Genomic DNA, 24,041 nt, shown 5'->3' with positions numbered 1-24,041 from the left:
TCAGCGGAGTGCGGACCCAGGGGTCGGCTCCATCCGGACCACGGACTCGACTCGGCCCACGAGCGCCGAAACGGTGTCGATCATGGCCGCACACCGGGGATGTCGATGGACGGCATCGAGGATGCGTTCGCGGTCGGCGGCGTCCTCGAAGCGTCGGATCCAGACGAAGGCGTCCTCGTCGCCGACCACCGTGAACGCTCCCACCACGTGCATCCCCATCTCCCGGTGCAAGGGGATGACGGTCTCGTCCATGTAGCGGGCCAGTTCGGCGCCGCGGCCGGCGCGTGCGTGCTCCGTGCGGATCTCGTAGAACATCGATGTCCCTCCTTCGCAGCGGCGGTCAGGACGCCGCCGCGCTGCGTGCGGCAGCGAGCGTGTAGACGTCCGGAGATCCTTCCCACGGCCCGGTGCGCAGCACGGCCCACCGGGTGATCAGCCAGCGTCCGTCGAGCCTGCGGAGCTCCAGCTGCCAGTAGCCGCGCATCGTGCAGTGGTCGACGACGCCGGGGTCCGCGGGGACGTGGTGGTAGGCGACCATGTGCGTGCGGCACTCGGCCGCGTCTCCCGACAGGCGCACGACGAGGTTGGAGGCGGCGTGGTGGGTGCAGTCGAAGCCCGCCAGCACCCCACGGGCGAGGTCGACGAGGTCGGCGGCCGCCATGGTCGTCGGCGGCCTGCCGTAGTGGTGGGTCGACAGGTCCAGGACCACCTCGTCGGCGAACAGCCGCCGCAGCGCAGCCCAGTCCCGGTCGTCCTGGGCGTGGGCGAGACCGGCGACGACGTCGGCGATAGCCGCCCGGTCCAGAAGATCCTCCAGCGCGCTCACGCCCGCACCTCCCCTTTCGTCGGATGCACTGCGGCCGGCCGTTCGATCAGCGGCAGGACCAAGCGGCTCGGCCGCGCCGGTCCGTGGTGGACCCGGTTGACCGCGACGACCAGGTCGTCCTCGCCGTCGGTGGCGATCGTCCCGCCGGTGTTGGTGTTGCGGTCGTAGCGCGGGAAGTTGCTGCTGGAGACCTCGAGCCGGATGCGGTGCCCGGGCAGGAAGACGTTCGACGTGACGCTCAGTCCGATGGCCAGCTCGTAGACCGTCCCCGGCTCCAGGGGCTCCGGTTCGGTGAGCGACCTGCGGTAGCGGGCGCGCTGCACGCCCTCGCACACCAGGATCGCCTTCCCGTCCGGGTGCACGTCGACGAGCTTGCCGGTGAAGTCGGTGTCCGGCGCCGATGAGGAGACGTGCAGCACCAGGGTGACGTGGCCGGTGACCTCGACGGGCCGCTCGAGCACGGCGGTGGTGAAGCACAGCACGTCCTCGCGCTTCTCGACCGCCGCCTGGTCGGCGGGGCCGGGGTACGCGCCCGGGACGGCGGCGAGCACGGTGCCACCCACGGTCGGAACCGGGCGGCGCGGGTCGTAGAGGAAGGTGTCCACCGCGTCCACCGGTGCGCCGTCGCGCGTCAGGACGCCGTCGCCGGTGGCGGTGTTGGCGCGGCCGCCCCCGGCGAGGAAGAAGTCGGTGTACCGGGTGTCCGGGAGCGGCCAGTCCGCCTCGTCGCGCCACTGGTCGACGCCCATGACGAAGATCCGGACCGGGTGCGGGTCGTCGGGCGTGTCCGTCCTGCCGCGGACCCAACGGTCGAAGAACCGCAGGTGCGCGGCGGTCACGTCGGCGGCCTTGATGCTGCCTTCGAGCCCGAACGACCGGTCGGGGAAGGTACCGAGGTCGGTGCCGTCGGCGTGGCACCAGGGGCCGATGAGCAGGCGCTGACCGTCGCGCGCCTCGGCGCTGCCCCCGTGGCGACGCATCCTCGTGTAGGACCGCACGGTCTCGCCGATGAACACGTCGTACCAACCGCCCACGTTGAGCGCCGGAACCGTGATGCCGTCGCAGTGGTCGATCGCGGCGACCCGCTGCCAGAACGCGTCCCGTTCCGGATGGCCGAGCACCTCGCCCACCCAGGGCAGGTGACGCGTCATCACATCGCGTTCCGCGACCGGCAGCGGGTCGTGCAGCAGCCGCGGATCGGCCAGGCCCTCCAGGAGCACTCCGGCGTCGGACGGGTCGCCGCGGCCGTCGGCGAGGTCGCGGCGCAGGTTGCGCAGGGCCGACAGCGTGCCCCAGGTCAGGACGGCGTCCTGCGACAACGCGCCGCCCGGGGAGTACCACGGTGCCCCGTACAGGTCGGCGGAGCTCATGACGGGTGCGATCGCGCGCAGCGCCGGAGCCCCGCGCACGGCCGCCTGCCACTGGGTGAACCCCATGTAGGACCCGCCCCACATGCCGACCGCGCCGTCGCACCACGACTGCGCGGCCAGCCACTCGAGCGTGTCGACACCGTCGCTGCCCTCGTGCGCGTTCGGCACGAACGTCCCGGGTGACCGGGAGGTCCCGCGGACGTCCTGCGCGACCACCGCGTAACCGGCCTCCACGAGCGCGAACACGTCGGGCAGCTTCGGGTTGCCGAACGTGCCGGCGTCGTCCTTGCCGTACGGGGTGCGGACCAGCAGCACGGGGAACGGTCCCGGCCCCTCGGGACGCCACACGTTGGTGGCGAGCGCGGTCCCGTCGCGCATCGGCACCGGGACGTCCACCTCCACGACGAACGTCATGCCTGCACCGTGTGCTTCTCGGGGTGCATCTCGGGGCGCTGCGGCTGCTGGCTGATCATCCAGTGGCTGAACGCGGCGTAGTGCCGGGCGAACTCCTCAGGCGTTGGCGCGTGCTCGACCGCCGCGGACAGCTCCGCGACGTGCTCGTACCGCGGGATCTGGATGGCCTGGTACCGGGCCAGTGCGGCGGGGACGTCGGCGCCGGGCGCGAGCAGGTGGCCCAGCAGGGCGGCGTCCTCGATGCCCAACGTCGCGCCGGCGGTGATGTGCGGCGACATCGCGTGGGCCGAGTCCCCGGCCAGGACGACCCGCCCCGAGACCCAGTGCGGCAGCGGCGGCACGAGCATGATCTGGTTCTGCAGGATCTGCTCCTCCGGCGTCGCGGCGATCAGGTCGGCCAGGAGCGAGTCCTGGCCTTCCTCCTGGAGGTGGACGACCCGTTCCAGGGCCTGCTGCTTCCGGGTGCCGGTCAGCGGGGGCGAGTCGAACTGGTTCAGCAGCCAGTAGACGTGCCCGTCGTAGGTGCGGACGTACCCGCCCCGGCAGCGGTTGTAGCCCAGGATCAGGCGGTTCTCGGGCACGGTGAAGCCCGTGGCCGGGATGACGGCGCGCCAGACCTGGTGGCCGGCGTGCTCCTGGGCCGGGAAGCCCGGTACCAGCTGCGCGCGCACCGCCGAGTACGCGCCGTCCGCCCCGACGAGCACATCGGCGTCCTCGCTGGTGCCGTCGGTGAACCGCACCGTGACGTGGTCGTCGTGCTCGTCGTAGGACTGGAACCCGGTGGCCAGACGGATGTTGTCCCGCCCCACGGTGTCGGCGAGCAGATCCGTCAGCTTCGCCCGGTGCACCAGCAGGTACTGGTGGTCCTCGGCACCGAACTCCGGGGTGTCGAGCAGCCGCCCGGCCGGGTCGTGGAAGTACATCTCGCTGGGTTTGCCGATGGCGCGCACCTGTTCGCCGATGCCGAGCTCGTCGAACACGCTCAGCGCGTTGGCCCAGAGCCCCAGTCCCGCGCCTGCGGCGCGGATCTCCGGCGCGTGCTCGTGGACCACGACATCGATCCCGGAGCGGCGCAGCGCGATCCCACTGGTCAGGCCGACGATTCCGGCACCGATCACCACAGCTCGCATGACAGTTCCCCCTTGGTCGTGGACCGGGATGTTCTCGATCCCATTGCGTGCTCCTGCTGTTCCGTCTTCTCGAATCCGAAGTGCGGAGATACCGGCGTCAGTCGACGGCCGTGTGGCGCCCGGCGACGTTCCTGCGACGGCGGATGTGGCGCACGGCCTCGATGACAGCGGTCACCACGAACGCGAGGCCGACACCGACGCCGATCCCGAGCAGCGTGTTGTCCTGGAACATGACGCCGCCGAGGTAGCCGGTGAGCGCGGTGTAGGCGCTCCAGCTGGAGGTGGCGACCGCGACGAACATCATGTACTTGCGCAGCGGGTAGCCGACGAGCCCGGTGGACAGGGTGGCCAAGTAGCGCCCGACCGGGATGAACCGCGTGGTCACGAGGATGAACCCGCCCCGTGCGTCGAGCTCGCGGGTGAACCAGTCGTGCGCAGCTCGGCGTCTGGACCCGGGTGGCATCCGCTCGAGCACTCGTGCACCCAGCAGCCGCCCGACGGTGTACGGGAGGAGATCGCCGAGGAAGGCGCCGAGCGTCGTGGCGGCGATGACGAGCCCGATGTTCGTCTGCCCGGTGCCTGCGTACACGCCCGCGACGATCACGACGGGTTCGCTCGGGATCAGCGGCAGGAACGAGTCGAGGAACGACACCGCGATGAGCACCGCGTACAGCCATGGTGAGGTGATGAGGGATTCGGCGAGTCCGAGCCAATCGATCACGGTTTCTCGCCCGTCGTCGCGACGTGCGGAGAGATCTTCACAGGGAATCCCTTTCGAAGCATGGCGAGTCAGGACGGCGTTGATCGGGGGACGCAACAGAATGTGTCGCCGGACGGGACGCCGATGTCGTCGCGATGCTCGTGTTCCCGGAAAGGAATTCACAACTGCCGCTGATCCGTTCGCGGTTCTACCGCGCCCTCCTCGTGCCTACCGCCGAAAGTAGGACCCGCAGCCGATTAGCACCAGTGCACGCTCGATACAGGCCCGTTCCACATCTGACAATCGGGATCTCAGGTCACGGCCCCGTGCGCCAGCACGGCGTGTACGCCCCAGGTCTCGTTCGCCACCTGCGTGACGCGCAGGTCCACGACGGAACTGGCGAGTGCCGCGGCCGTGCCCCTGTCGACGTCGTAGAGGCACTGCATCCACGTGACCATCGCGGCAAGCGCTTCCACCATCGCCGCGTTGAGGTCCGGGTCGAACCCGAACGTGATACGCCCGCGGGGGGTCACGGCGTGCACGCCGCGGACCGGAGCGCGGGTGACGACGTCGAGCGTCACCTCCGTCGTCATCGGACATTCGATGGCGGTGCCGCACACCTCGCCGTCGCCCTGCGCAGCATGGCCGTCGCCGAGGTGCACCAGCGCCCCGGGCAGGGTGACCGGCAGGAACAACGTCGCGCCCGCGGTCAGGTCACGGCAGTCGATGTTGCCGCCACCCGCGGCTCGCGGCGTGATCGTGGAGTGCCGGCCCCGCTCGTTCGGCGGCATCCCGATCACGCCGAGGAACGGCGAGGTCCGAACCGTGTGGCCGCGGTCGTCGGTGGCGGTCCCGGCGGCGGCGTCGATCTCCCAGAGCAGCCAGGTGGGCGCACCGGTGAGCCCGAGCGCACGGTTGAGCGCGTTGTCCTTGGCGCCGGCGGCGGTCCATCCCCAGCTCCCCGGTTCGGCCGACACGATGTGGACCGCGAGCACGTCCCCCGGTTCCGCACCGTGCACCGCGATCGGACCGGTGAGGCAGTGGCCGCGCCGCCCGTCGAACATCCTCGGCCGCTCCTCCCCCGGCGTGCGTTGCCGCTCCAGGAACCCGGCAGCATCGAGTGATCGTGCGACGACGGTGTCGCCCGGGTGCACGGTCAGGACGGGCGGGGCGCTGCGGTCGAACACGTCCGTCGTGGTTGCGGGCTCCGGATGCAGTTCGTGGGTCGTCACGCTGCACCCTCGTCGTCGCAGGGCCCGACGACGATCTCGGCGGACCTGGCGCGCGACACACAGGCCACCACGTTCGAAAGGCGCTCGCCTTCGGTCAACACGGAGTCGCGGTGCTCGACCTCGCCGTCGAGGACCGCGAGACGGCACGTGCCGCACACGCCTGCCTCGCAGGACGACGCGACGAGAACGCCGCCGCGGCGCAGGGCGGCGAGCAGCGACAGGTGCGCGGGAACCTCGACCCGGCGCCCGTCGGGGGCCCAGACCGCGGTGAACGGCGAGGACATCCCGCCGAGCGGGGCGGCGAACTCCTCCATGTGGATGCGGCTCATCCGCCAGTGAGCCGTCAGCGCCTGCACGGCCCGCATGAGCGGGGCGGGCCCGCAGCAGTAGATGCGCACGTCGTCGTCCGGGGCGGCGAGGTACGGCCACAGGTCGAGCGGACCGCGCTCGGCACTGTGGTGCACGGTGTCCTCCGGGCCGGCGAACTCCTCCAGGAACGGAGTCTCCTCGGCGGACCGCGTCAGGTACAGCAGCTGCACACCGGTCCGCCCCCCGGCGCGTAGCCGGTGCAGCATCGCCCGGATCGGCGTGATCCCGATGCCGCCGGCGATGAACAGGTACCGGGGCGAAGGCCGGAGCGGGAACCTGTTGGCAGGCGCGGACACCACGAGCTCGGTGCCCACCGCCACGTCGTCGTGCATGCTTCCCGAACCGCCCCGGCCGCCGCTGCCGCGACGCACGCACACGACGTACTCCCGCGGCCGGGCACCGCCCGGGTCGACGAGGCTGTAGCTGCGCTTGTGGCCCGCCGGTGTCGTCACCACGATGTGCGCGCCGGGTTCGTACGCCGGCAGCGCGCACCCCCCGGGGTCCTGCAGGACGAAACGGCGGACGGTGGGCGTGAGGTCGGTCGTCCGGCTGACTCGCAGACGCAGCTCAGACAACGACCTCGCTGCCCTTCTCCAGGACGCCGGCTGTGAGGACCTCCAGGTAGATCCCCATGAGCTGGTGCCCGTAGGTCCTGTGGATCATGGACACCACCGGGAGGTCGCGGCGGCCGGTTCCGGGATCGACCTCGGTCGCGGCACAGCGCTTGGTCGGGCGCACGGCGCGCACCCGCACCCCGCCCAGATCGAACTCCTGACCGATCGCGTCCAACTCGAACCACGCCGGCAGGCCGTCGACGAGGACGTTGGCCCGGAACCGCGTCGGGTCGACCACGGTGCCGGTGCGCGACCCCAGGTCACGGACCGAGGCCAGGTTGACCAACGAGACCCAGTTCATTGGTCCGTCCCCGGCCGCGGCCGCATCGGTGAAGCGCCTGCCCACTTCCCGCGCGAGCACCGGCGTGACGCCCGCCGGCAGGTCGAGAACGCGTGTGAAGAACCGCACCGCGTCGTCGCGGCCCTCCTCGCTGCTCAGGTCGGCCTTGAGCACGTCGTGCCCCGCGACCCGCGCGGTGAGGACATCGGTCTCCGTATCGAGGTGCGTGTCGAGTCCGACGAGGCGGTGGTCCGAGACCAGGGCGAAGAACTCCTGCTTGGGCAGTCCGGCACGCGTTCCGGGCCGATACCTGCCGTCCGGACGGGCGAACGCGAAAATCCGGTCGTTCGGAATTCCCATTCGCGGCCGGAGCTCGACACGGTCCAGCGGCTGCGCGCTGAGCCCTTTCACCGGGTGGATGAAGAGCCCTTCCACCGAGCCCCGTCCCTTCACCATGACGGCACGGACGTGCTCGTGGATGTGTCGCCGGACACGGGTTCCCGCCATTCTGTCGCGATGCTGCTGACGATCGCCTCTAGGGCCGAGGAGCCTAAGCGCATTCCGAGAGGACGACGAGTGCGTTCTCGGCAACGTAGGATTTCCTCCTCCGAAATCCGCGCGCGGTCAGGGGTCCGACTCGTTTACCGCCGCTGCAACGTCGGAGCTCAGCCCTTCCACGTGTGACAATCGGCAGGTGGACCACGTCGACCTGAACCTGATCGATGCGTTGGACGCACTGCTCGCCGAGAACAGCGTCACGAAGGCCGCAGCGCGCCTGCACACCTCGGCGCCCGCGATGAGCCGCGCCCTGGGCCGGTTGCGGCGCGCCTTCGACGACCCGCTCCTGGTACGTGCCGGACGCGATCTCGTGCCCACGCCCCGGGCCCTGGAACTGCGCGGCGAGGTGCACGCGGTCGCCACGCGAGCCCGAGCGCTGTTCGCGCCGTCGAACTCCGCCGATCCGCAGACCATCGTGCGCACGTTCGACCTGCAGGTCACCGACATGCTGTCCACGACGTTCATCCCGACCCTGATCGACGACCTGCGGGTGCAGGCCCCCGGCATCTCGCTGCGGCTGCGGCCGGAGAACCTCGAGGACACCCCCGCCCTGCGCGAAGGACTGGTGGATCTGGAGATCGGGATCATCCGGCCCGGCGATCCGGAGATCCACTCGGATGCTCTCGCCACCGAGACGCTGATCGCAGCGGTGCGGCCGGACCACCCGCTCGCACGGACGAACACCGTCACGCCGGAGCTGTTCGCCGCGGCCGACCACGTCGTCGTGTCCCGGCGCGGCAGGGCCCACGGCCCGATCGACGAGCAGCTCGCCGACCGGGGCCTGCGCCGGCGCGTGATCGCCGTCGTACCCAGCTTCGCCACCGCGCTGTTCCTGGCCCGCGAGACCGACGTCGTCTGCGTCGCCCCGGCCGCGCTGGGGCGGTCGATGCTGGACACGCTCGGGCTGCGCACCTTCCCGATCCCCCTGGAGCTGCCACCCTTGACGGTCAGCATGGCCTGGCACCCACGCAACCACCACGACCGCACGCACCAGCTGCTCCGCGAGCGCACCCGCCACATCATGGCCGCGGCAGCCGACGGCGGCGGGCAGTCGGTCCCGCTCCACGAGTGAATTGCGCATCCGGAAACAATGTCTTACCGATCTTGCACTTGATGGCGCCCGGACGGCCCCTCTAGCGTTTCCGCATGAACCTGACCGTCCTCGCCGCATCCGGCCGCACCGGGCTCGCCATCACCCGACAGGCGCTGCAGCGTGGGCACACCGTCACCGCCATTGCTCGCGATCCGGAACGCATCGCACTCACCGGATCTCCGGGCTTGTACAAGCGGGCGGGTGACGTGAACGATCCGGCGAGCATCGGCGCCGTCGTCGATGGCAATTCCGTCGTCCTTTCCGCGCTCGGCACGGACCGGGCAGGGGTTCTGCTCGCCGGCGCGAAGGCGCTCGTCGCCGCCGGGCCGCAGCGGATCATCTGGCTGGGCGCCTACGGAACCGGAACATCCGCCGCCGTGGCGGGAGAGGCAGCCGGGATCCTCGGGAAACTGCTGGGTGACCGGCTCGCGGACAAGGTGGAGGCCGACAACGCCGTACTCGCGGCCGGGGGCACGGTTTTCCACGCCGGAGTGCTCGACGACGGACCGGAGAGCACCAACCGGCGCACGGTCGGCCTGGAGGCCGCGCCGCCGTTCGACCTCGGCGCGAGGGTCAGCCGGGAAACCGTTGCCGCTGCCATGCTCGACGAGGCCGAGGTTCCCCGCTTCCTCGGCACCGTGGCCCTGCCGCTCGCTGCCTAGCGGGTTCGGATCGCGCTCGCCTCACTCGCCGTCCGCATCCACAGCGGGAAGCACCTGAGTGCCCCACCCGTCACCAGGGCTGCTGGTGCATCCCGCCCGCCCACCGCCAGGCCAGCCAGATGAGCCCGGTTCCGATGGCCACTGCCGCCGCCCCGGCGAGCGACCCGGCGACCAGCAGGAAGGCGCTGAGCAGCAGCCCGGCAAGGACGAAGATCTTGATACCCAGCCCGCCTGCCCGGTGAGGCAGGCGCTGCGCACGAGCCTCGAAGGATCGGGCGAACCCGGGATCCTCGTCCAGGATCTGTTGTTCGACCTCGCGCAGCGCCTCACGTTCCCGATCACTGAGCACGACGCACCTCCTGAACGACGCTCCACCTCGTGTCACCGCCGCGGGACCAGCAACTTCTATCGTACCGCGATGTATCGTAAAGCGATACAGTCACGGGTGATGGAGCGAGCTGAAGTGGGTGGGTGGTGTCATGTGACGGTGGCGGCAGACGACGAGCAGGAAGGCTCGGGAGCGCTGACCAAGCAGGACTTCGAGGCGCTGGCCCGGTTCCGCTTCGGGATCCGCCGCTACCTGCGCTTCAGCGAGGAGACGGTGCGCAGCCACGGCCTGACCCCGCAGCAGTACCAGCTGCTGCTGGCGTTGAAGGGCTTCCCAGGACGGGACTGGGCCACGGTGCGGGAGCTGGCCGACCGCCTCCTGCTCCGCCACCACAGCGTCGTCGAGCTGGTCGACCGGGCGCAGGGCCAGGGGCTCGTCGAACGCGTGCCGCATCCGGACGACGCACGCGCGGTGCGGGTGCAGGTGACCGCGGACGGCGAGCAGATCCTCGCCCGCCTCAGCGCGCTGCACCGCGACGAGCTGCGCCGCATGAATGCCCTGCTCGCACTCCCCGCCTGGCAGGACGACCCGGCGACGAGCCGCACCGACCGATCCTGATCCCACCCCGAATGCACGGGCGTACCGCGACGCAGTGCCGATGCGGAGCTCGGCGACACGAGTCTCGCCGATCCGGCCGGATGCCTACGCAGGCGAGCAGGCCAGGGTCACGCAACACCGCTCCGGCGCCGGATCCAGCTCTGCCTGCACCTCCGGGCGGTCGAGCTCGTCGAGCATGGCCGTGATGAGGTGCAGGTTCATGCCGCACACGAGGGCGGTGTGATCCCGCGCCAACGCGTGGAACGGGCAGTTCTGGAGCACGAGGACGCCGTGCTCGAGGCGTGGTTCGTATCCGTTGTCGGCGAGCGTTGCGGCGATGTCGTCGAGCGGTGAGGCGTCCCCGCCGTCCCTGCGCACTCCGCTCCCGAGGCGACGCCCACGCTCGGCTGCCGCACGATGAACGGCCTCGAGGACGGGGACGCCGTCGCGGTCCGCAGCCTCCACCGCGCCTGCCAAGATCTGCCCGGCCAAGTCGTAGTGCCGCTGCGGCAGCGTGACCGCGACCTGCCGGGCGGAACGGCGGTACAGCTTCGTCGGACGCCCCGCTCCCGGGCCGCGCCGACCGGACAGCCGCCGGAACTCCGTGTCGAGCAACCCCTCCTCCACGAGCTTGTCCAGGTGGAACTTCACGGTGTGCCGAGGCAGGCCGACGCCCTCGGCAGCCTGGTCTCGGCTCACCGGCTCGGGCTGCGCAGCGACGTAGAAGTACAACGCACGGCGCGCCGGCTCGGCGAGCGCACTGACCCCGCTGACCTGCGAGACGAAGTCGTCCACGGACCCACCCTTCTAAAGGACACAACCATTGACTCAACAGTCTGGGAGGTTCTAACGTCCACGTTAGCGTCCTTTAGACCTGGAGGAGACCATGACCACCCACCGCGACACCCCCGCACCGCCCTCGGGCACCGATCCCGTCCCGGCAGCTCGGCAGGCGTTCCTGCTGCTGCGCACCGTGTTCACGGTGGCGCCGGTGCTGTTCGGCATGGACAAGTTCTTCGGGTTGCTCACCGACTGGGAGGGCTACCTGGCCCCGCAGATCGACGGTCTCGTGCCGGGCACCGCGCACCAGGCGATGGTGGCGGTCGGCGTGGTGGAGATCGCCGCCGGCGTGCTCGTCGCGGTGCTGCCCCGTATCGGCGGGTACGTCGTCGCCGCGTGGCTGGCCGGCATCATCGTCAACCTGCTGCTCCTCGGCGACTTCTACGACGTGGCTCTGCGCGACTTCGGGCTGCTCGTCGCCGCGTTGGCGCTCGCCCGGCTGGCTACCGGGTTCGGCCACCGGGACTCCTGGGCGCGGGCATCATGACCTCGCCGGCTCGCGCTTTCCCGCCGACCACACCGTTGCGGGTCGTCCCGCCCGCCGACGGTGTCGACCTCCCGGGCGCCGAGCGTGCCGCCGCCGCCTTCCTGGCCGCGCTCGGCGTGCAGACGGACACCGCGGCTGGGGGCGCGGCGGCCGGCACGCCGCGGCGCATGGCGCGTGCCTACGCCGAAATGCTCAGCCCTCGGTCCTTCGACCTCACCACGTTCGCCAACGACGAGCACTACGACGAGCTGGTGCTGGCCCGCGGGATACCGGTGCACTCGGTCTGCGAGCACCACATGCTCCCGTTCCTGGGCACCGCGCACGTCGGGTACCTGCCCGGTCAGCGGATCCTCGGCCTGTCCAAGCTCGCACGGGTGGTCGAGTTGTTCGCCCGCCGCCCCCAGGTCCAGGAACGACTGACCAAGCAGGTCGCCGACTGGCTGCAGACCCACCTGGAGCCACGAGGTGTCGGGGTGGTGATCGAGGCCGAGCACATGTGCATGACCCTGCGCGGCGTACGCGCCGGTGGCGCGAACACGATCACCTCGACCCTGCTCGGCACGCTGCGCGAGGATCCGCGCTCCCGCGCCGAGTTCCTCGCCCTGACCACGTCCACCCCGACGACCGCTCGTGGTCGGAACTGATCAGCTCATCGAGCCGGGCACGGCGGGCTCGGTCTTCCGCGGGGACCGCGATCTTCCCCTCTGCGCATGACGTGACGCGAGGGCTACGCGGAGTTCGCCGGCCCCACCGCCAGGGCGGCGGCTCGTTCGACGAGATCGCGCAGGTACCGGTGCTCGGCGTCGTCGTCGTAGGCCGGGTGCCACCACATCGCCTCGACCAGCGGTCCCGCCTCGAACGGGACGGGAAGCGCGCGGATCCCGGTGTCGAGCGGCAACAGGTCGACGAGCCGGCGCTGCAGCAGCGCGATCCGATCGCTGCCCGCGACGAGGCCGGGAACGGTCAGGAAGCTCTCGGTGACGACCTGGACGCGCGGCTCGATGCCGGACATCCGCATCTGCCGAGCGGCCGGCGTCGACGCGGTCGGCCCGTGGTAGGTCGCCACCCACGGCAGCGTCGCCAGGTGCTGCACGGTGAGGCCGGCCTCGACCGCGGCGTGGTCGGCGGAGACCACGCAGACCCACTCGTCGCGGTAGAGGTCGCGGTGCGGCAGGTCGGTGACGAAGCCGTGCGGTAGCAGGAGCAGGTCGGTGCCGAGCAGGACCTGCTCCGCGCTGTCGACCATCTCGGGGGTGTTGGACGCGAGCCGCAGCCGGGCGTGCGGGGCCTCCTCGGCGAGCAGCCGGGCGAGGACGTCCCCGAGCACGGCGACCACGTAGTCGCTGACCAGCAGGGAGAACTCCCGCCGTGACGAGGTGGGGTCGAAGCCGGGCTGCGCGGTGAACACCCGCTCGACGCCGGAGAGCGCGACGCGCACGAGCTCCTTGAGCTGCACCGCGAGCGGGGTGAGCCGGTAGGTGTTGCCGACGCGGGTGAGCAGCTCGTCGTCGAAGTGCCGCCGCAACCGGGCGAGCGACGCCGACAGCGCCGGCTGGGAGAGGCCCATCTGCGCCGCGGCCCGGGAGACGCTGCGCTGCTGCAGCAGCGCCTCCAAGGACACGAGCAGGTTGAGGTCCAGCCTCCTGAGGTCCACGCGGCCGACGCTATCGACATGGCTGATATCCCGCATCAGCCATCTCGTCTTCCCGAGGACGCGGCGGTCCCGGATCGTGGGCTCGTCGTTTCGAGGAGGACCCGACGTGCCAGAACAGACCGGCGATCGCGGTATCGACCGCACTGATCCCGAGGATGCGATCGCCGCCGCGGCGAAGCGCTGCTCCAACTGGGGCCGCTGGGGCGCCGACGACGTGCTCGGCACCCTGAACTTCCTCGACGAGGCCAAGCGCCGGGAGGGCGCTGCGCTCGTCCGGCGCGGCGCGAGCTTCTCGCTGGCCCAGTCGTTCGACGCCGACGGACCGCAGAAGGGCTGGCGGCGGCGCACCAACCCGGTGCACACGATGACCGACACCGGCCTGGACGCCGAGCGCGGTCAGGGGTTCCCGCACGGGTTCGGCGGCGCCGACGACGTGGTGTTCATGCCGCTGCAGGCCTCCACCCAGTGGGACGGGCTCGGGCACATCTTCGACCACGGCACGGCCTACAACGGCCGCCGCGCCGGGGACGTCGTCACCAGCGAGGGCGACCGGGTCACCGGCATCGAGACAGCCTCGGCGCACATCGCGGGGCGCGGGGTGCTCCTCGACGTCGGCCGCGTGGTCGGCACCGACGGCGAGCTGCCGGACGGGTTCGCGATCACCGTCGAGCACCTGGAGGCGACGATCGCGGCGCAGGGTGCGAGCGCGCACGTGGGGCGCGGCGACCTCGTCCTCGTGCGGACCGGGCGCCTGGCGCGCGCCCGCCGCGAGGGCTGGCGGGACTACGCAGGCGGGGACTCGCCCGGCCTGTCGTTCACCACCGCCGGCTGGCTGCACCGCACCGAGATCGCGGGTGTCGCCACCGACACCTGGGGCTTCGAGGTCCGCCCCAACGAGTTCGACGGCGCCTTCCAGCCGCTGCACCAGGTGGTCATCCCGCATCTCGGGCTGTTCATCGGCGAGATGTGGGACCTCGACGCGCTGGCCGCCGACTGCGCTGCCGACGGGGTGTACGAGTTCCTGCTCGTCGCCGCCCCGCTGCCCGTGACCGGCGCCGTCGGCGCCCCGGTCAACCCGATCGCCCTCAAGTGAAGGAGCAGCGCATGCCGGCCGCCACCAGCGTCCTCGTCGTGGGCAGCGGACTCGCCGGGACCGCCGCAGCCATCCACCTCGCCGCGGGCGGCGTGGCCGCCGACCTCGTCGAGGTCAAGCCGGAGATCACCGCACTCGGGTCCGGCATCACCCTGCAGGGCAACGCGCTGCGCGAGCTGCGCTCGCTCGGCGTCTGGGGGCAGGTGCGGGAGCAGGGCTACGCCTTCGACGTCACCGGCATCCGGGCACCGGACCCGGCGGGCACGGTGGTGGCGGAGATCCCCGACGCGAAGACCGGCGGGCCGGATCTCCCCGCCGTGATGGGAATGCCGCGGCCCGAGCTGGCCCGGATCCTCCTCGACCGCGCCACCGCGGTCGGCGTCAAGGTCCGGTTCGGCACGGCCCCCACCGGGCTGACCCAGGACGACGCCGGCGTCGACATTACGTTCTCCGACGGCTCCGCGGGGCGGTACGACCTGGTGGTCGGTGCCGACGGCGTCCGGTCCTGGACCCGGCGCGCGGTGGACGTCGACCTGGAGACGCGGCCGGTGGGCATGGGGATCTGGCGCGCGTTCGGTCCGCGCCCGGCGAGCGTCACCCGCACCGACCTGTTCTACGGCGGCCCGTCCTACATCGCCGGCTACTGCCCCACCGGCGACGACTCGCTCTACGCCTACATCGTCGAGAAGGTGCAGGACCGCAGCGGCCTGTCCCCGCAGGAGCGGCTCGCGACCATGAAGGGCCTCGCCGAGGCCTACCACGGCCCATGGGACGAGATCCGCGAGTCGCTCACCGACCCCTCGCGGATCCACTACACGCGGTTCGAGACCCACCTGCTCGACGCCCCGTGGAACCGCGGCCGGGTCGTGCTGGTCGGGGACGCCGCCCACACCTGCCCGCCCACCCTCGCCCAGGGCGGGGCGATGGCTCTGGAGGACGCCGCGGTCCTGGCCGAGCTGCTGCTCGGCCGCGACGTGCTCGACCACGACCTGTGGGACGCCTTCCACGTGCGCCGGTACGAGCGAGTCCGGACCGTCGTCGACGCCTCGAACGAGCTGGCCCGGTGGCTGCTCGACCACGTCCGGGGCGACGCCCCCGCACTGTTCCGCCGCATCGCCGCGCTCACCGGCCGGCCCGCCTGAGGAGAAGAGGAGACGACCGATGGCAGAACGCCTGATCACCCATCTGCGGCACGTCGACCTGGCCGTGCCCGACCACGCCCGCCAGCTGGAGTTCTACACCCACACCTGGGGCCTGACCCCCGAGCACACGGAGTCGGGCCTGACGTTCCTCGCCGCCGAGGGCAGCCCCGAGCAGTACGTCGTGCGGCTGCGCAAGGCCACGGACAAGCGGATCGACCTCATCGCGTTCGGCGCCGCCTCCGCCGCCGACGTCGACACCCTCGCCGGGCGGCTCGCCACCGCGGGCGTCCAGCTGGTCAGCGAGCCCGCCGAGCTGCAGACGCCCGGTGGCGGCTACGGCTTCCGCTTCTTCGACAACGAGGGTCGCACCGTCGAGGTCTCCTCCGACGTCGCCGTCCGCGCGCACCGGCGGATCGAGGAGGGCGAGTCGATCCCGGTCCGCCTGTCCCACGTCGTGATCAACTCCGCCGACCCGGAGGGCACCCGGGCGTTCTACGAGAAGCACATGGCCTTCGCCCTCTCCGACACCCTCATGCACCCGCACATGGGGAAGATGATGTGGTTCATGCGGGTCAACAGCTGGCACCACAGCATGGCGATCGCCCGCTGCCCGCACCCGTCGCTGCACCACGCCTCGTTCGAGCTGCGCGGCCTCGACGAGTACATGCGCGCCACCGGGCGGGCCCTGCGCGCCGGGGTGGAGAAGATCTGGGGCCCCGGCCGGCACATGGCCGGCAACAACACCTTCAGCTACTTCCTCGACCCCAGCGGCAACACCATGGAGTACACGACCGAGCTGGAGGAGGTCGACGAGGACACCTGGCACCCCCACCTCTACGACTTCACCCAGCCCGAGGTGAGCGACCAGTGGGGCACCGCCAACGCCATGAACGAGTTCGTCGCCAAGCGCTCGTTCAACGACCCCGACAAGGGCCTGTTCGTGGCCCCGCCCGTCTGATGCGGTTCGCCACCTGGGAGGCCGGCGGCACCGTCACCGCAGGCGTCGTGTCCGACGCGGGCCTGCACGCGCTCCCCGACGGGACGGCGGTGCTCGACCTGGTCCGCGCGGGGCTCCCCGCCGCGCGGGAGGCCGGCGCCGCCGCGCTCGACGGTCCGGCCGTCCCCGTCGGGTCGGTGCGGCTGCTGCCGCCGCTGGACCCGCCGACGGTGCGGGACTTCGTCGCGTTCGAGGAGCACGTCGAAGGCGTGGTGGCGAGCGTGGGTGACGGCGGCGGCGTGGTCGCCGAGTGGTACGAGGCGCCGACGTTCTACTTCACGAACCCGTACGCGCTGATCGGCGCGCACGACGACGTACCGGTCCCGCCCGGCTCGCGGCTGTTCGACTTCGAGTGCGAGGTCGCCGTGGTCGTCGGTCGCGACGGCGCGTCGCTGAGCCCGGAGCAGGCCCGCGAGCACGTGTTCGGTTACACGATCCTGAACGACTGGTCGGCCCGGGACCTGCAGCGCCGCGAGATGAAGGTGCAGCTCGGCCCCGCGAAGGGCAAGGACTCCGCCACCACCCTCGGGCCATGGCTGGTCACCGCCGACGAGCTGGAGCCCTACCGCGATCCCGAGGGCTTCCTGGCCCTCGACATGCGCGTGGCGGTTGGCGGCGTCGAGATCGGGCAGGACCTGCTGTCCAACATGGGCTGGCCGTTCGAGGACCTCATCAGCTACGCCTCCCGCGGCACCCGGGTCCGCGCAGGTGACGTGCTCGGCTCCGGCACCTGCGGCAACGGCGGCTGCCTCGCCGAGCTCTGGGGCCGCCGCGGGCGCCAGGACCCACCCCCGCTGCGGCCCGGCGATGTCGTCGAGATGACGGTCGAGGGCATCGGCACCATCCGCAACCGCGTCGTGCCCGGCATCGAGCTGCCGCCGGTGCGCCCGGCCCGACCCCGGTCGCGCGCCCGGAAGCGTTGAGAGAGGACATCCCGTGTTCGAGTACTTCCCCGGCAACTACGTGTGGAACCTGGGGGTCGTCGCGGCACTCAACAGCGGCGGCCTGATCGACGAGGTCGACCGCGCCTGCCGACCCATTCGCGAGGCCGCCGCCCGCGGCGAGGACGCCGGTACCCCCGACTTCCTCCGATCCTGGACCGCGCTCACCGACCAGCTCGTCACACAGGCCGAGGACGCCGAGAAGGTCGGGCACACCCGCACCGCCGGGCAGCTGTACTTCCGCGCCACCAACTACCTCTGCCAGGCCGAACGGATGCTCGCCCGGTCCGACCCGAACCGGCTCCCCACCTACCGCCGGGTGCTGGACCTGGCGCAGAGGTCGTTCGACCTGCGCGACCCCCGGATCACCCGCGTGGCGATCCCGTACGAGGACACCACGCTGCCGGCCTACTTCAGCGCCGCCCCGGCAACCGACGACGGGCCGGCCCCGGTCGTCGTCATGGTCAACGGGCTGGACTCGACGAAGGAGCACATGTACTCGTCGAGCCACTGGGCGGAGCTCGCCGCCCGCGGCATCTCCTGCCTGATGCTCGACCAGCCCGGCACCGGCGAAGCGCTGCGCCTCCAGGACCTGCACGCCCGTATCGACGCCGAAGCGTGGGCGAGCGCCGCCGTCGACTGGCTGGAGACCCGCGACGACGTCGACCCCGCCCGCATCGGCATCGTCGGCTGGTCGCTCGGCGGCTACTACGCCCCCCGCGCCGCCGCCTTCGAGGAGCGGTTCGCCCTGTGCGTGGCATGGGGCGCGAACCACAACTGGGGCGCGGTCCAGCGGCGACGCCTCGAACGCGAGGGCGAGCGGCCCGTCCCCCACTATTGGGAACACGTGCTGTGGGTGTGGGGACACGACGACCTCGACGCCTTCATCGAGTTCGCCGACGGTGTCCACCTCGACGGTGTCGTCGAGCGCATCCGGGTCCCGTTCCTCGTCGCCCACGGCGCCAACGACCGCCAGATCCCTCTCGAGTACGCCCACCGCTCCTACGAGCAGGCGGTCAACAGCCCCGCGCGCGAGCTGCGGATCTTCACCCCCGAGGAGGGTGCGACCGAGCACATCGGCCTGGACCACCTCCCCCACGTCAGCACGTTCATCGCCGACTGGGTCGCCGACACCATCGTGGGCGATGACGCGACCGCGGCGTCGACGCCCCGCGTCCCTCGCTGACCCTCGCCGAGTGCCGCGCAGCCCGCCCCGACCGGCATCCCGCTGCCGGTCACCGCGCGAGACGGCTCGGTAACACCGCGAACCCGGGTGCCGAGGTGTCGGTGCACGGCGTCGGCACCGCGAGCGCTCCCCTCCGCGGTTGTGCCGAAGCAGCCGGGATGCAGCACGCTCACCTCGCGGGACGGGACCACTCGATGACGGCTTTCTACCTGATCGGCGCGGCACTGACGGCCGTCCTGTATCCCGTGCTGTTCGCGAAGCGGTACCGGGGGCAGCGGAAGTGGGTCGTGGTCGGCATCGTCCTCGGTCTGGTAGCTGCGCTCCTGTGGCCGCTGACCCTCTGGGTCGCGGTGGCCCTGTTGCTGACCGGATTCACGCGCCCGCAGACCGGTGTGCGGCGCCGCCGTCGGGTCGTGCTCCCGCTGGCGGCCGGTGGATCGCTGGCCACGTTCGTGATCATGGGCCTGATCGTCGGTCCGGCACCCGCGTCCACTCCGAGCGCCCCCGTGGCCGTCGCGGATGTCGTCGTGCCGACCACGTCAGCGCCTCCGACCACCACACCGGCCCTGACGACGCCGCCGCTCGCGGCCGCTGCTCCGGTGGTCACGACCACGAAGCCCTCGGCCGCGGGGCCCCCGACCACGACGACCCGCCGCCCGGTGGCCACCACCACGACTCCGGCGCCGCGACCGGCGCCCGAGCCCGAACCCGAGCCGGAGCCGGAGCCGGAGCCGGAGAGCGATCGTGACGACTCGGGCACCAAGCCCCGCACCGGGAACAGCGGGCACCCGTGCAGGCCGGGAGAGCGCGACGGCGACGGCGACGGCTACTGCGGCGAGAAGTAGCGGAAACGCCACCCTCGCCGGAGTCGGGCGGAAACATGGTGGCTTTCCGGGTGGGACGAGCGGCCGTGGATCTTCACCTGCCCACTGCCCGCGTGATGCCGAGCACTCCGTCCGGCCAACCGATTGAAGTTAGCCTTCCCTCAGAGAGGGAGGTGCGGATGTCTCAGGTCGGACCGCTGGACGCCGGCGGGTGGCGCTGTCCCACGCACTCCACGTCGTTCGCCGCTCGTTCCCCGAGGAGCACAGAGTGAGTTCCCGAATGTCCCTGCGCCTGCTCGCAGGCGCCGCCGCGCTGGCCGTTGCCGTCACCGCGTGCGGTGGGCCCGCGCAGTCACCCGGGGGCTCGCAAGCGCCGGCCCCGCAGCAGGCAGCTCCCGGGATGCCGGTAACCATCGACCACGCCCTCGGGTCCACCACCATCACCGCCCCGCCACAGCGGGTGGTGACCGTCGGCTGGAGCGACCAGGACCCCGTGCTCGCGCTGGGCGTGCAGCCGGTCGGCACGACCGAGTGGTTCAACGAGCAACCGGGTGCGATCTTCCCGTGGGCCACCGGCGCCGCGAGCGGCCCCACCCCGGAGATCGTCTCGAACGCCGGTGAGATCAACTTCGAGAAGGTGGCCGCGCTGCGGCCGGACCTGATCCTGGCCCTGTACGAGGGTCTCGACCGGTCCGAGTACGACACCCTGTCGAAGATCGCGCCGACCGTGGCGCACTCGGCGCAGTACGACCCGTTCGGTGCCCCGTGGCAGGACATGACCCTCACCGCCGGGCGGGCGCTGGGCCGCGAGCAGCAGGCCATGGACCTCGTGGCCGACGTCGAGCGGAGGTTCGTCGCGGTCCGCGCCGCCCACCCGCAGTGGGCGCAGCTGACCATGCTGGTGATGGCCGCCGCGGAGGGCGGCACCTACCAGGTGTTCTCCCCCCAGGACCCGAAGTCCCGGTTCTTCGCCGAACTCGGCTTCAGGACCGAGCCGCCGTGGCTGGGCGCGCGGGTGCAGGACAACGTGGCCACGGTCAGCGCCGAGGAGTTCGAGCTGCTCGACGTCGACCGGCTGGCGTGGACCTCGGATCCGGACACGATGCAGGTCCTGCGCGACGACCCGATCTACAACCGGCTCGACGTCGTCCGCTCCGGACGGGTGAGCTACTTCGACTACACCACGCCCCCGTTCCCGGGCGCCGCGATCACCTTCAACAGCGTCCTGAGCATCCCCTACGCGCTGGAACAGGTCGTTCCCGAGCTGGAGCGGATGGACGCGCGCCGGTGACCGCGCCGAGCTTCGTGTGCGCGGACCGGGCAGGCAGGGCGGTCACAGGACGAGGACGAGCTTGCCGCCGGGCCGGCGGGACCGGCTGAGCTTGGCCGCCTCCTGGATCTGGTCGAGGGTGTAGGTGCGGGCGACCGATACGACCAGGACGCCTTCCCCGGCCAGCCGGGCGAACTCGCCCAGCCGCTCGTAGCGCATGTCGATGCGGGTGGTCCGGGCGCCCAGCTCGGCCGCGGCTGCGAAGTCCGAGACGGTCAGGACGCGGTCGGGGTCGCCGGTCAGCTCGATCAGGGTCGGCAGCGAGCCACCGGCCGGGCTCGCCTCGTCGGCGCGGTCGACCCGGCCGCCGGTCGGGGCCGTGTCCAGCGCGCGGTCGACCCGCCCTGCGGCCAGAGCGATGACGCGTTCGGCCATGCCCTCGCCGTAGCCGGTCACCCGGGCGCCGGCCGCTTCCAGAGCGGCGGTCCGGGTCGGCCCGGCGGTGGCGATCACCCGGACCCCCCGGTGCAGCGCCAAGCGTACGGCCGCTTCACCGACGGTGGAGCCCGCGCCGTGGACGAGCAGCAGCTCGCCCGGCTGCACGCCGAGGTCGTCGAGCGCGCGCCACGCCGTTTCGGCGGCCATCGGCAGCGCGGCGGCCTGCTCGGCGGTGACGCCCTCGGGCGTGCGTGCCCAGGCCGCCATCAGCGCATACTCGGCGGCTCCTGCCGTCGGGCCGTCGAAGATCGCCGGACCGAACACGCTCTCACCGATCTCGACGCCGGTGACGCCCGCACCGAGCGCGTCGACGGTGCCCGCGATCTCGAAGCCGAGCCCGCGCGGCAGCGGCGGCAGCCGATCGGCGAGGAGGCCGTCGACCGTGTGCCAGTCGGCCGGGGTCAGGCCGCACGCCCGCACGGCGATCCGGATCTGGCCGGGTGCCGGCTCCGGCGCAGGGACGTCGCGGAGCGCGATCACGTCCGGGGACCCGAACCGGTCGAACTGAAGAGCCTTCACGACGATCTCCCACATGACGACAGCATCTGTTGTCATTGACGGTAGCACCGTGATGACAGCTTCTGCTGTCATATCCTTGGCGGTATGCCGAGATGGGAGGCCGACGCGCAGGGCCGCCTCGAACGTGCGGCGCTCGAACTGTTCGAGACGCAGGGGTTCGAGCGCACCACGGTCGCGCAGATCGCGGGTGCCGCCGGCCTGAAGGAGCGCTCCTTCTACCGCTACTTCCCCGACAAGCGGGAAGTCCTCTTCGCCGGCAACCAGCTGGAGGCCCACCTCGTCGCCCAGGTCGAGGCGGCCGATCCGGAGCTCACGCCGTTCGAGGCACTGCTGAGCGCACTGGGGAGCGCCGACGAGGTCTTTCCGCGCGAGTTCCTGCTGCGGCGCACAGCGGTGATCGCCGCGAGCCCGGCACTTGCCGAGCGCGACCTGATCAAGCTCGCCGACATCGCCGACGCGCTGGCGCGGGCGCTCGAGCGCCGTGGCGTCGAGCCCGGCGAAGCACGCTTCGTCATCGACGTGGCGATAGTGATCTCCCGGCGGGCCACGTCCCGGTGGCTGACCGACCCGGACGCGCCGCTCTCCGAGCTCGTGACCCAGGCCGCTGCCGAACTGCGCACTGCGGTCGCGCCGTCAGCCCCGACGGTCCGCCGCGAAGAAGAGCAGCGCCCACCGGCTTCGACCTGAAAGGCCGAGGCCGGCCTCGACCCATGACCCTGGTCGAGGCCGGCCTCCTGCGCGAGCCACCGCAACGGATCTCCGTGGTGTCGATGACTCCCGACATGCCGGTCAGGCGGGGGTCTCGCCGGTGGCGATCAGGACCGCGCGGCCGAGGGTGTGCCCGAACATGGTGAAGCCGAGGACGGCCGGGGTGGCGTCCGCCGGCACGCCGATGGACTCGACGTCGAGGGCGTGCACCGCGACGAAGTAGCGGTGGGGCCCGTGCCCGGCCGGCGGCGCGGCGCCGATGAAGCGGGCCGCGCCGGCGTCGTTGCGCAGCTGGAAGGCGCCCTCGGGCAGGCCCGAGCCGGTGTCGTCGCCTGCGCCTTCGGGCAGCTCGGTGACGGCGGCAGGGATGTCGGCGACCGCCCAGTGCCAGAACCCGGACCCGGTGGGGGCGTCGGGGTCGTAGACGGTGACGACGTAGCTCTTGGTGCCTTCCGGGGCGCCGTGCCAGGACAGCTGCGGGGAGATGTCCTTCCCGCCCGGGACGCCGAAGATGCCGGAGTACTGGTCGGGCGACCAGGCGGCGCCGTCGGTGACGGTGGTGCTGGTGACCGTGAAGGAGGCCACCTCCGGGTGGCGGGCGAAGGGGTCGTTGGCGCTCATCGCGTCGTCCTCTCGAAGTGCTGTGGGTCGTCGGTCATGCGGGCGAGGCCCGGCCGCGAATGTCATGGGATTCCGGCGCCTCGCACCGCCGACACATCGATCATAGCACGGATAATCGATTATCGTTCGTCGTCAGGCGGCGTCCACGCTCGCGGTGAAGTCGAGGATCGCCTCGGCGACGTCGCGGGGAGCTTCCATCGCGGCGTAGTGCCCGACGCCGTCCAGCGTCACCGTCCGCACCTGCGCCCTGGCGACCTGGGCCAGGGTGTCAGCGGTGAACGAGCCGCCGCCCGCGCCCACCGCCAGCACCGGCATGCTCAGCCCCCGGTCCCGGGCGAGCTCCCTGATCTCGGGTCCCTCCTGCAGCATCGACCGGTAGAGGCCGCCGGCGCCGCGCCAGCCGTTCGGGCGGGAGTAGGTCCGGGCGAACTCCTCGACATCGCGGTCGGTGATCGCACCGGGTGTCGCGCTCATCGTGGTGAACACGAACCCACCCAAGAACTCGCGCTCGCGCCCGGCCAGCAGCATCTCCGGGATGCCGGGGGCGGCCAGCACGCCGATGTACCAGGTGCCGCCCCGGGTGACGTCCGCCAGCGCCTCGAGACCGAAGCCGGGAAGTCCCATCTCGATCCCGACGAGGCCGGCCACGTCCTGCGGATGGGTGGCGGCCAGGCGGAGGACCGTCGCCCCGCTGATGTCCTGCCCGACCAGGTGCACCGGCCCCACACCCAGGTGCGCGATCAGCTGGTGGAGATCCTCGGCCGCGGCCGCGCTGCCGTAGTCGCCCGGCTGGTTGTCGGAGTCGCCGAAACCGCGCAGGTCGACCGCGAAGACCCGATGGTCCGCCGCGAGCAGCGGGATGACCTCGCGGAAGGCCCACCACGTCTCGGGGAACCCGTGGACCAGCAGGATCGGAGATCCGCTCGTACCCGCTGACACGTAGTGCAGAGCCGTGCCGTTGACCTCGACCCGATGGTGCTCGACACCCGACACCGTCTCACCGACCGGCGCGATGACCATGGCTCCTCCAAATTCGACAGTCTGGGTGTCGAACGATAGACACCCAGACTGTCTTCTGTACAGGCGCC

General features: G+C 71.7%; 27 protein-coding genes. 13 read left to right on the top strand and 14 right to left on the bottom strand.

The window, feature by feature from the left end; translation table 11 throughout:
* From FB388_RS05235 to FB388_RS05200, 8 genes are all read right to left on the bottom strand, one after another.
* Positions 1-315, bottom strand: a complete 315-nt coding sequence (locus tag FB388_RS05235; RefSeq protein ID WP_142097635.1) for an NIPSNAP family protein — start codon at positions 313-315, stop codon at positions 1-3.
* A 25-nt stretch (positions 316-340) separates the two neighbouring features.
* Positions 341-826: a nuclear transport factor 2 family protein gene (locus tag FB388_RS05230; protein WP_142097632.1), complete on the bottom strand. Its 486-nt coding sequence runs from the start codon at positions 824-826 to the stop codon at positions 341-343.
* On the bottom strand, positions 823-2,610 hold the full coding sequence (locus tag FB388_RS05225) for a CocE/NonD family hydrolase (RefSeq protein WP_142097629.1): 1,788 nt from the start codon (positions 2,608-2,610) through the stop codon (positions 823-825). The genes FB388_RS05230 and FB388_RS05225 overlap by 4 nt, the downstream gene beginning before the upstream one ends.
* Positions 2,607-3,740 carry an FAD-dependent monooxygenase gene (locus FB388_RS05220; protein WP_142097625.1) on the bottom strand — a complete coding sequence of 378 codons (1,134 nt, stop codon included), beginning with the start codon at positions 3,738-3,740 and terminating at the stop codon, positions 2,607-2,609. Before FB388_RS05220 ends, FB388_RS05225 begins: the two co-directional genes overlap by 4 nt.
* A gap of 97 nt (positions 3,741-3,837) precedes the next feature.
* Positions 3,838-4,461, bottom strand: coding sequence for a DedA family protein (locus FB388_RS05215; protein ID WP_170225472.1), 624 nt, complete (start codon positions 4,459-4,461; stop codon positions 3,838-3,840).
* 290 nt (positions 4,462-4,751) lie between these two features.
* Entirely contained in the window at positions 4,752-5,672 is a 921-nt protein-coding gene (locus FB388_RS05210) for an acetamidase/formamidase family protein (protein ID WP_142097619.1), read from the bottom strand.
* Positions 5,669-6,616: a PDR/VanB family oxidoreductase gene (locus tag FB388_RS05205; RefSeq protein WP_142097616.1), complete on the bottom strand. Its 948-nt coding sequence runs from the start codon at positions 6,614-6,616 to the stop codon at positions 5,669-5,671. The genes FB388_RS05210 and FB388_RS05205 overlap by 4 nt, the downstream gene beginning before the upstream one ends.
* Complete coding sequence (locus FB388_RS05200) at positions 6,609-7,526, bottom strand: MOSC domain-containing protein (RefSeq protein ID WP_142097614.1); 918 nt, start codon at positions 7,524-7,526, stop codon at positions 6,609-6,611. The genes FB388_RS05205 and FB388_RS05200 overlap by 8 nt, the downstream gene beginning before the upstream one ends.
* Before the next feature lie 103 nt (positions 7,527-7,629).
* On the opposite strand from FB388_RS05200, the gene FB388_RS05195 reads away from it, so the two are divergent.
* A complete protein-coding gene (locus tag FB388_RS05195) occupies positions 7,630-8,565 on the top strand; it encodes a LysR family transcriptional regulator (protein ID WP_142097611.1) in 936 nt (311 codons plus the stop codon).
* A gap of 74 nt (positions 8,566-8,639) precedes the next feature.
* Complete coding sequence (locus FB388_RS05190) at positions 8,640-9,248, top strand: NAD(P)-dependent oxidoreductase (RefSeq protein WP_142097607.1); 609 nt, start codon at positions 8,640-8,642, stop codon at positions 9,246-9,248.
* A gap of 70 nt (positions 9,249-9,318) precedes the next feature.
* Here FB388_RS05190 and FB388_RS05185 read toward each other — a convergent pair whose 3' ends face one another.
* Positions 9,319-9,597 (bottom strand): DUF3040 domain-containing protein, encoded by a 279-nt coding sequence (locus FB388_RS05185; RefSeq protein WP_170225471.1) that lies wholly within the window; start codon positions 9,595-9,597, stop codon positions 9,319-9,321.
* A 138-nt stretch (positions 9,598-9,735) separates the two neighbouring features.
* Between FB388_RS05185 and FB388_RS05180 the strand changes: the two genes are divergently transcribed.
* On the top strand, positions 9,736-10,194 hold the full coding sequence (locus FB388_RS05180) for a MarR family winged helix-turn-helix transcriptional regulator (protein WP_142097601.1): 459 nt from the start codon (positions 9,736-9,738) through the stop codon (positions 10,192-10,194).
* A gap of 84 nt (positions 10,195-10,278) precedes the next feature.
* Here the strand turns inward: FB388_RS05180 and FB388_RS05175 are convergent, their stop codons facing one another.
* Positions 10,279-10,968, bottom strand: coding sequence for a helix-turn-helix transcriptional regulator (locus tag FB388_RS05175; RefSeq protein WP_142097598.1), 690 nt, complete (start codon positions 10,966-10,968; stop codon positions 10,279-10,281).
* Positions 10,969-11,059: 91 nt separating this feature from the next.
* Here FB388_RS05175 and FB388_RS05170 point away from each other — a divergent pair, with 91 nt between their 5' ends.
* Positions 11,060-11,500, top strand: a complete 441-nt coding sequence (locus FB388_RS05170) for a hypothetical protein (RefSeq protein WP_142097595.1) — start codon at positions 11,060-11,062, stop codon at positions 11,498-11,500.
* The gene (folE, locus tag FB388_RS05165; protein ID WP_142097592.1) at positions 11,497-12,144 is read left to right on the top strand and encodes a GTP cyclohydrolase I FolE; all 648 of its coding nucleotides are present in this window, start codon (positions 11,497-11,499) and stop codon (positions 12,142-12,144) included. Before FB388_RS05170 ends, folE begins: the two co-directional genes overlap by 4 nt.
* An 83-nt stretch (positions 12,145-12,227) precedes the next feature.
* Here the strand turns inward: folE and FB388_RS05160 are convergent, their stop codons facing one another.
* A complete protein-coding gene (locus FB388_RS05160; protein ID WP_142097589.1) occupies positions 12,228-13,154 on the bottom strand; it encodes a LysR family transcriptional regulator in 927 nt (308 codons plus the stop codon).
* A gap of 106 nt (positions 13,155-13,260) precedes the next feature.
* On the opposite strand from FB388_RS05160, the gene FB388_RS05155 reads away from it, so the two are divergent.
* From FB388_RS05155 to FB388_RS05125, 7 genes are all read left to right on the top strand, one after another.
* Positions 13,261-14,247, top strand: coding sequence for a cyclase family protein (locus FB388_RS05155; protein WP_246121631.1), 987 nt, complete (start codon positions 13,261-13,263; stop codon positions 14,245-14,247).
* Between the two features lie 11 nt (positions 14,248-14,258).
* On the top strand, positions 14,259-15,389 hold the full coding sequence (locus FB388_RS05150; protein ID WP_142097586.1) for an FAD-dependent monooxygenase: 1,131 nt from the start codon (positions 14,259-14,261) through the stop codon (positions 15,387-15,389).
* A gap of 19 nt (positions 15,390-15,408) precedes the next feature.
* Positions 15,409-16,347, top strand: coding sequence for a VOC family protein (locus tag FB388_RS05145; RefSeq protein WP_142097583.1), 939 nt, complete (start codon positions 15,409-15,411; stop codon positions 16,345-16,347).
* Positions 16,347-17,309: a fumarylacetoacetate hydrolase family protein gene (locus FB388_RS05140; RefSeq protein ID WP_142097580.1), complete on the top strand. Its 963-nt coding sequence runs from the start codon at positions 16,347-16,349 to the stop codon at positions 17,307-17,309. The genes FB388_RS05145 and FB388_RS05140 overlap by 1 nt, the downstream gene beginning before the upstream one ends.
* 13 nt (positions 17,310-17,322) lie before the next feature.
* Positions 17,323-18,513 carry an alpha/beta hydrolase family protein gene (locus tag FB388_RS05135; RefSeq protein WP_142097577.1) on the top strand — a complete coding sequence of 397 codons (1,191 nt, stop codon included), beginning with the start codon at positions 17,323-17,325 and terminating at the stop codon, positions 18,511-18,513.
* 194 nt (positions 18,514-18,707) lie between these two features.
* Positions 18,708-19,358, top strand: coding sequence for a hypothetical protein (locus FB388_RS05130; protein WP_142097573.1), 651 nt, complete (start codon positions 18,708-18,710; stop codon positions 19,356-19,358).
* 247 nt (positions 19,359-19,605) lie between these two features.
* Entirely contained in the window at positions 19,606-20,628 is a 1,023-nt protein-coding gene (locus tag FB388_RS05125) for an iron-siderophore ABC transporter substrate-binding protein (protein ID WP_142097570.1), read from the top strand.
* A 42-nt stretch (positions 20,629-20,670) separates the two neighbouring features.
* Here FB388_RS05125 and FB388_RS05120 read toward each other — a convergent pair whose 3' ends face one another.
* On the bottom strand, positions 20,671-21,639 hold the full coding sequence (locus FB388_RS05120; protein ID WP_246121628.1) for an NADP-dependent oxidoreductase: 969 nt from the start codon (positions 21,637-21,639) through the stop codon (positions 20,671-20,673).
* 69 nt (positions 21,640-21,708) lie between these two features.
* Between FB388_RS05120 and FB388_RS05115 the strand changes: the two genes are divergently transcribed.
* Positions 21,709-22,311 carry a TetR/AcrR family transcriptional regulator gene (locus tag FB388_RS05115; protein ID WP_142097567.1) on the top strand — a complete coding sequence of 201 codons (603 nt, stop codon included), beginning with the start codon at positions 21,709-21,711 and terminating at the stop codon, positions 22,309-22,311.
* Positions 22,312-22,413: 102 nt separating this feature from the next.
* On the opposite strand, the gene FB388_RS05110 is transcribed toward FB388_RS05115, so the two are convergent.
* Both FB388_RS05110 and FB388_RS05105 read right to left on the bottom strand, forming a co-directional pair.
* Positions 22,414-22,953, bottom strand: a complete 540-nt coding sequence (locus tag FB388_RS05110) for a YbhB/YbcL family Raf kinase inhibitor-like protein (protein ID WP_142097564.1) — start codon at positions 22,951-22,953, stop codon at positions 22,414-22,416.
* 132 nt (positions 22,954-23,085) lie between these two features.
* Positions 23,086-23,973: an alpha/beta fold hydrolase gene (locus FB388_RS05105; protein WP_142097561.1), complete on the bottom strand. Its 888-nt coding sequence runs from the start codon at positions 23,971-23,973 to the stop codon at positions 23,086-23,088.
* Positions 23,974-24,041: the final 68 nt, after the last annotated feature.

The organism is Pseudonocardia cypriaca, from assembly GCF_006717045.1.
Lineage (GTDB): Bacteria > Actinomycetota > Actinomycetes > Mycobacteriales > Pseudonocardiaceae > Pseudonocardia > Pseudonocardia cypriaca.
This window is presented reverse-complemented; position numbering and strand designations above follow the sequence as displayed.

What these genes read in the sequence shown, in the direction of transcription:
- FB388_RS05220 (WP_142097625.1), bottom strand. Translation starts at nt 3,740, where the DNA reads ATGCGAGCTGTGGTGATCGGTGCCGGAATCGTCGGCCTGACCAGTGGG.
- FB388_RS05170 (WP_142097595.1), top strand. Translation starts at nt 11,060, where the DNA reads ATGACCACCCACCGCGACACCCCCGCACCGCCCTCGGGCACCGATCCC.
- FB388_RS05105 (WP_142097561.1), bottom strand. Translation starts at nt 23,973, where the DNA reads ATGGTCATCGCGCCGGTCGGTGAGACGGTGTCGGGTGTCGAGCACCAT.
- FB388_RS05190 (WP_142097607.1), top strand. Translation starts at nt 8,640, where the DNA reads ATGAACCTGACCGTCCTCGCCGCATCCGGCCGCACCGGGCTCGCCATC.
- FB388_RS05225 (WP_142097629.1), bottom strand. Translation starts at nt 2,610, where the DNA reads ATGACGTTCGTCGTGGAGGTGGACGTCCCGGTGCCGATGCGCGACGGG.
- FB388_RS05120 (WP_246121628.1), bottom strand. Translation starts at nt 21,639, where the DNA reads ATGTGGGAGATCGTCGTGAAGGCTCTTCAGTTCGACCGGTTCGGGTCC.
- FB388_RS05235 (WP_142097635.1), bottom strand. Translation starts at nt 315, where the DNA reads ATGTTCTACGAGATCCGCACGGAGCACGCACGCGCCGGCCGCGGCGCC.
- FB388_RS05130 (WP_142097573.1), top strand. Translation starts at nt 18,708, where the DNA reads ATGACGGCTTTCTACCTGATCGGCGCGGCACTGACGGCCGTCCTGTAT.
- folE (WP_142097592.1), top strand. Translation starts at nt 11,497, where the DNA reads ATGACCTCGCCGGCTCGCGCTTTCCCGCCGACCACACCGTTGCGGGTC.
- FB388_RS05150 (WP_142097586.1), top strand. Translation starts at nt 14,259, where the DNA reads ATGCCGGCCGCCACCAGCGTCCTCGTCGTGGGCAGCGGACTCGCCGGG.
- FB388_RS05110 (WP_142097564.1), bottom strand. Translation starts at nt 22,953, where the DNA reads ATGAGCGCCAACGACCCCTTCGCCCGCCACCCGGAGGTGGCCTCCTTC.
- FB388_RS05115 (WP_142097567.1), top strand. Translation starts at nt 21,709, where the DNA reads ATGCCGAGATGGGAGGCCGACGCGCAGGGCCGCCTCGAACGTGCGGCG.
- FB388_RS05145 (WP_142097583.1), top strand. Translation starts at nt 15,409, where the DNA reads ATGGCAGAACGCCTGATCACCCATCTGCGGCACGTCGACCTGGCCGTG.
- FB388_RS05140 (WP_142097580.1), top strand. Translation starts at nt 16,347, where the DNA reads ATGCGGTTCGCCACCTGGGAGGCCGGCGGCACCGTCACCGCAGGCGTC.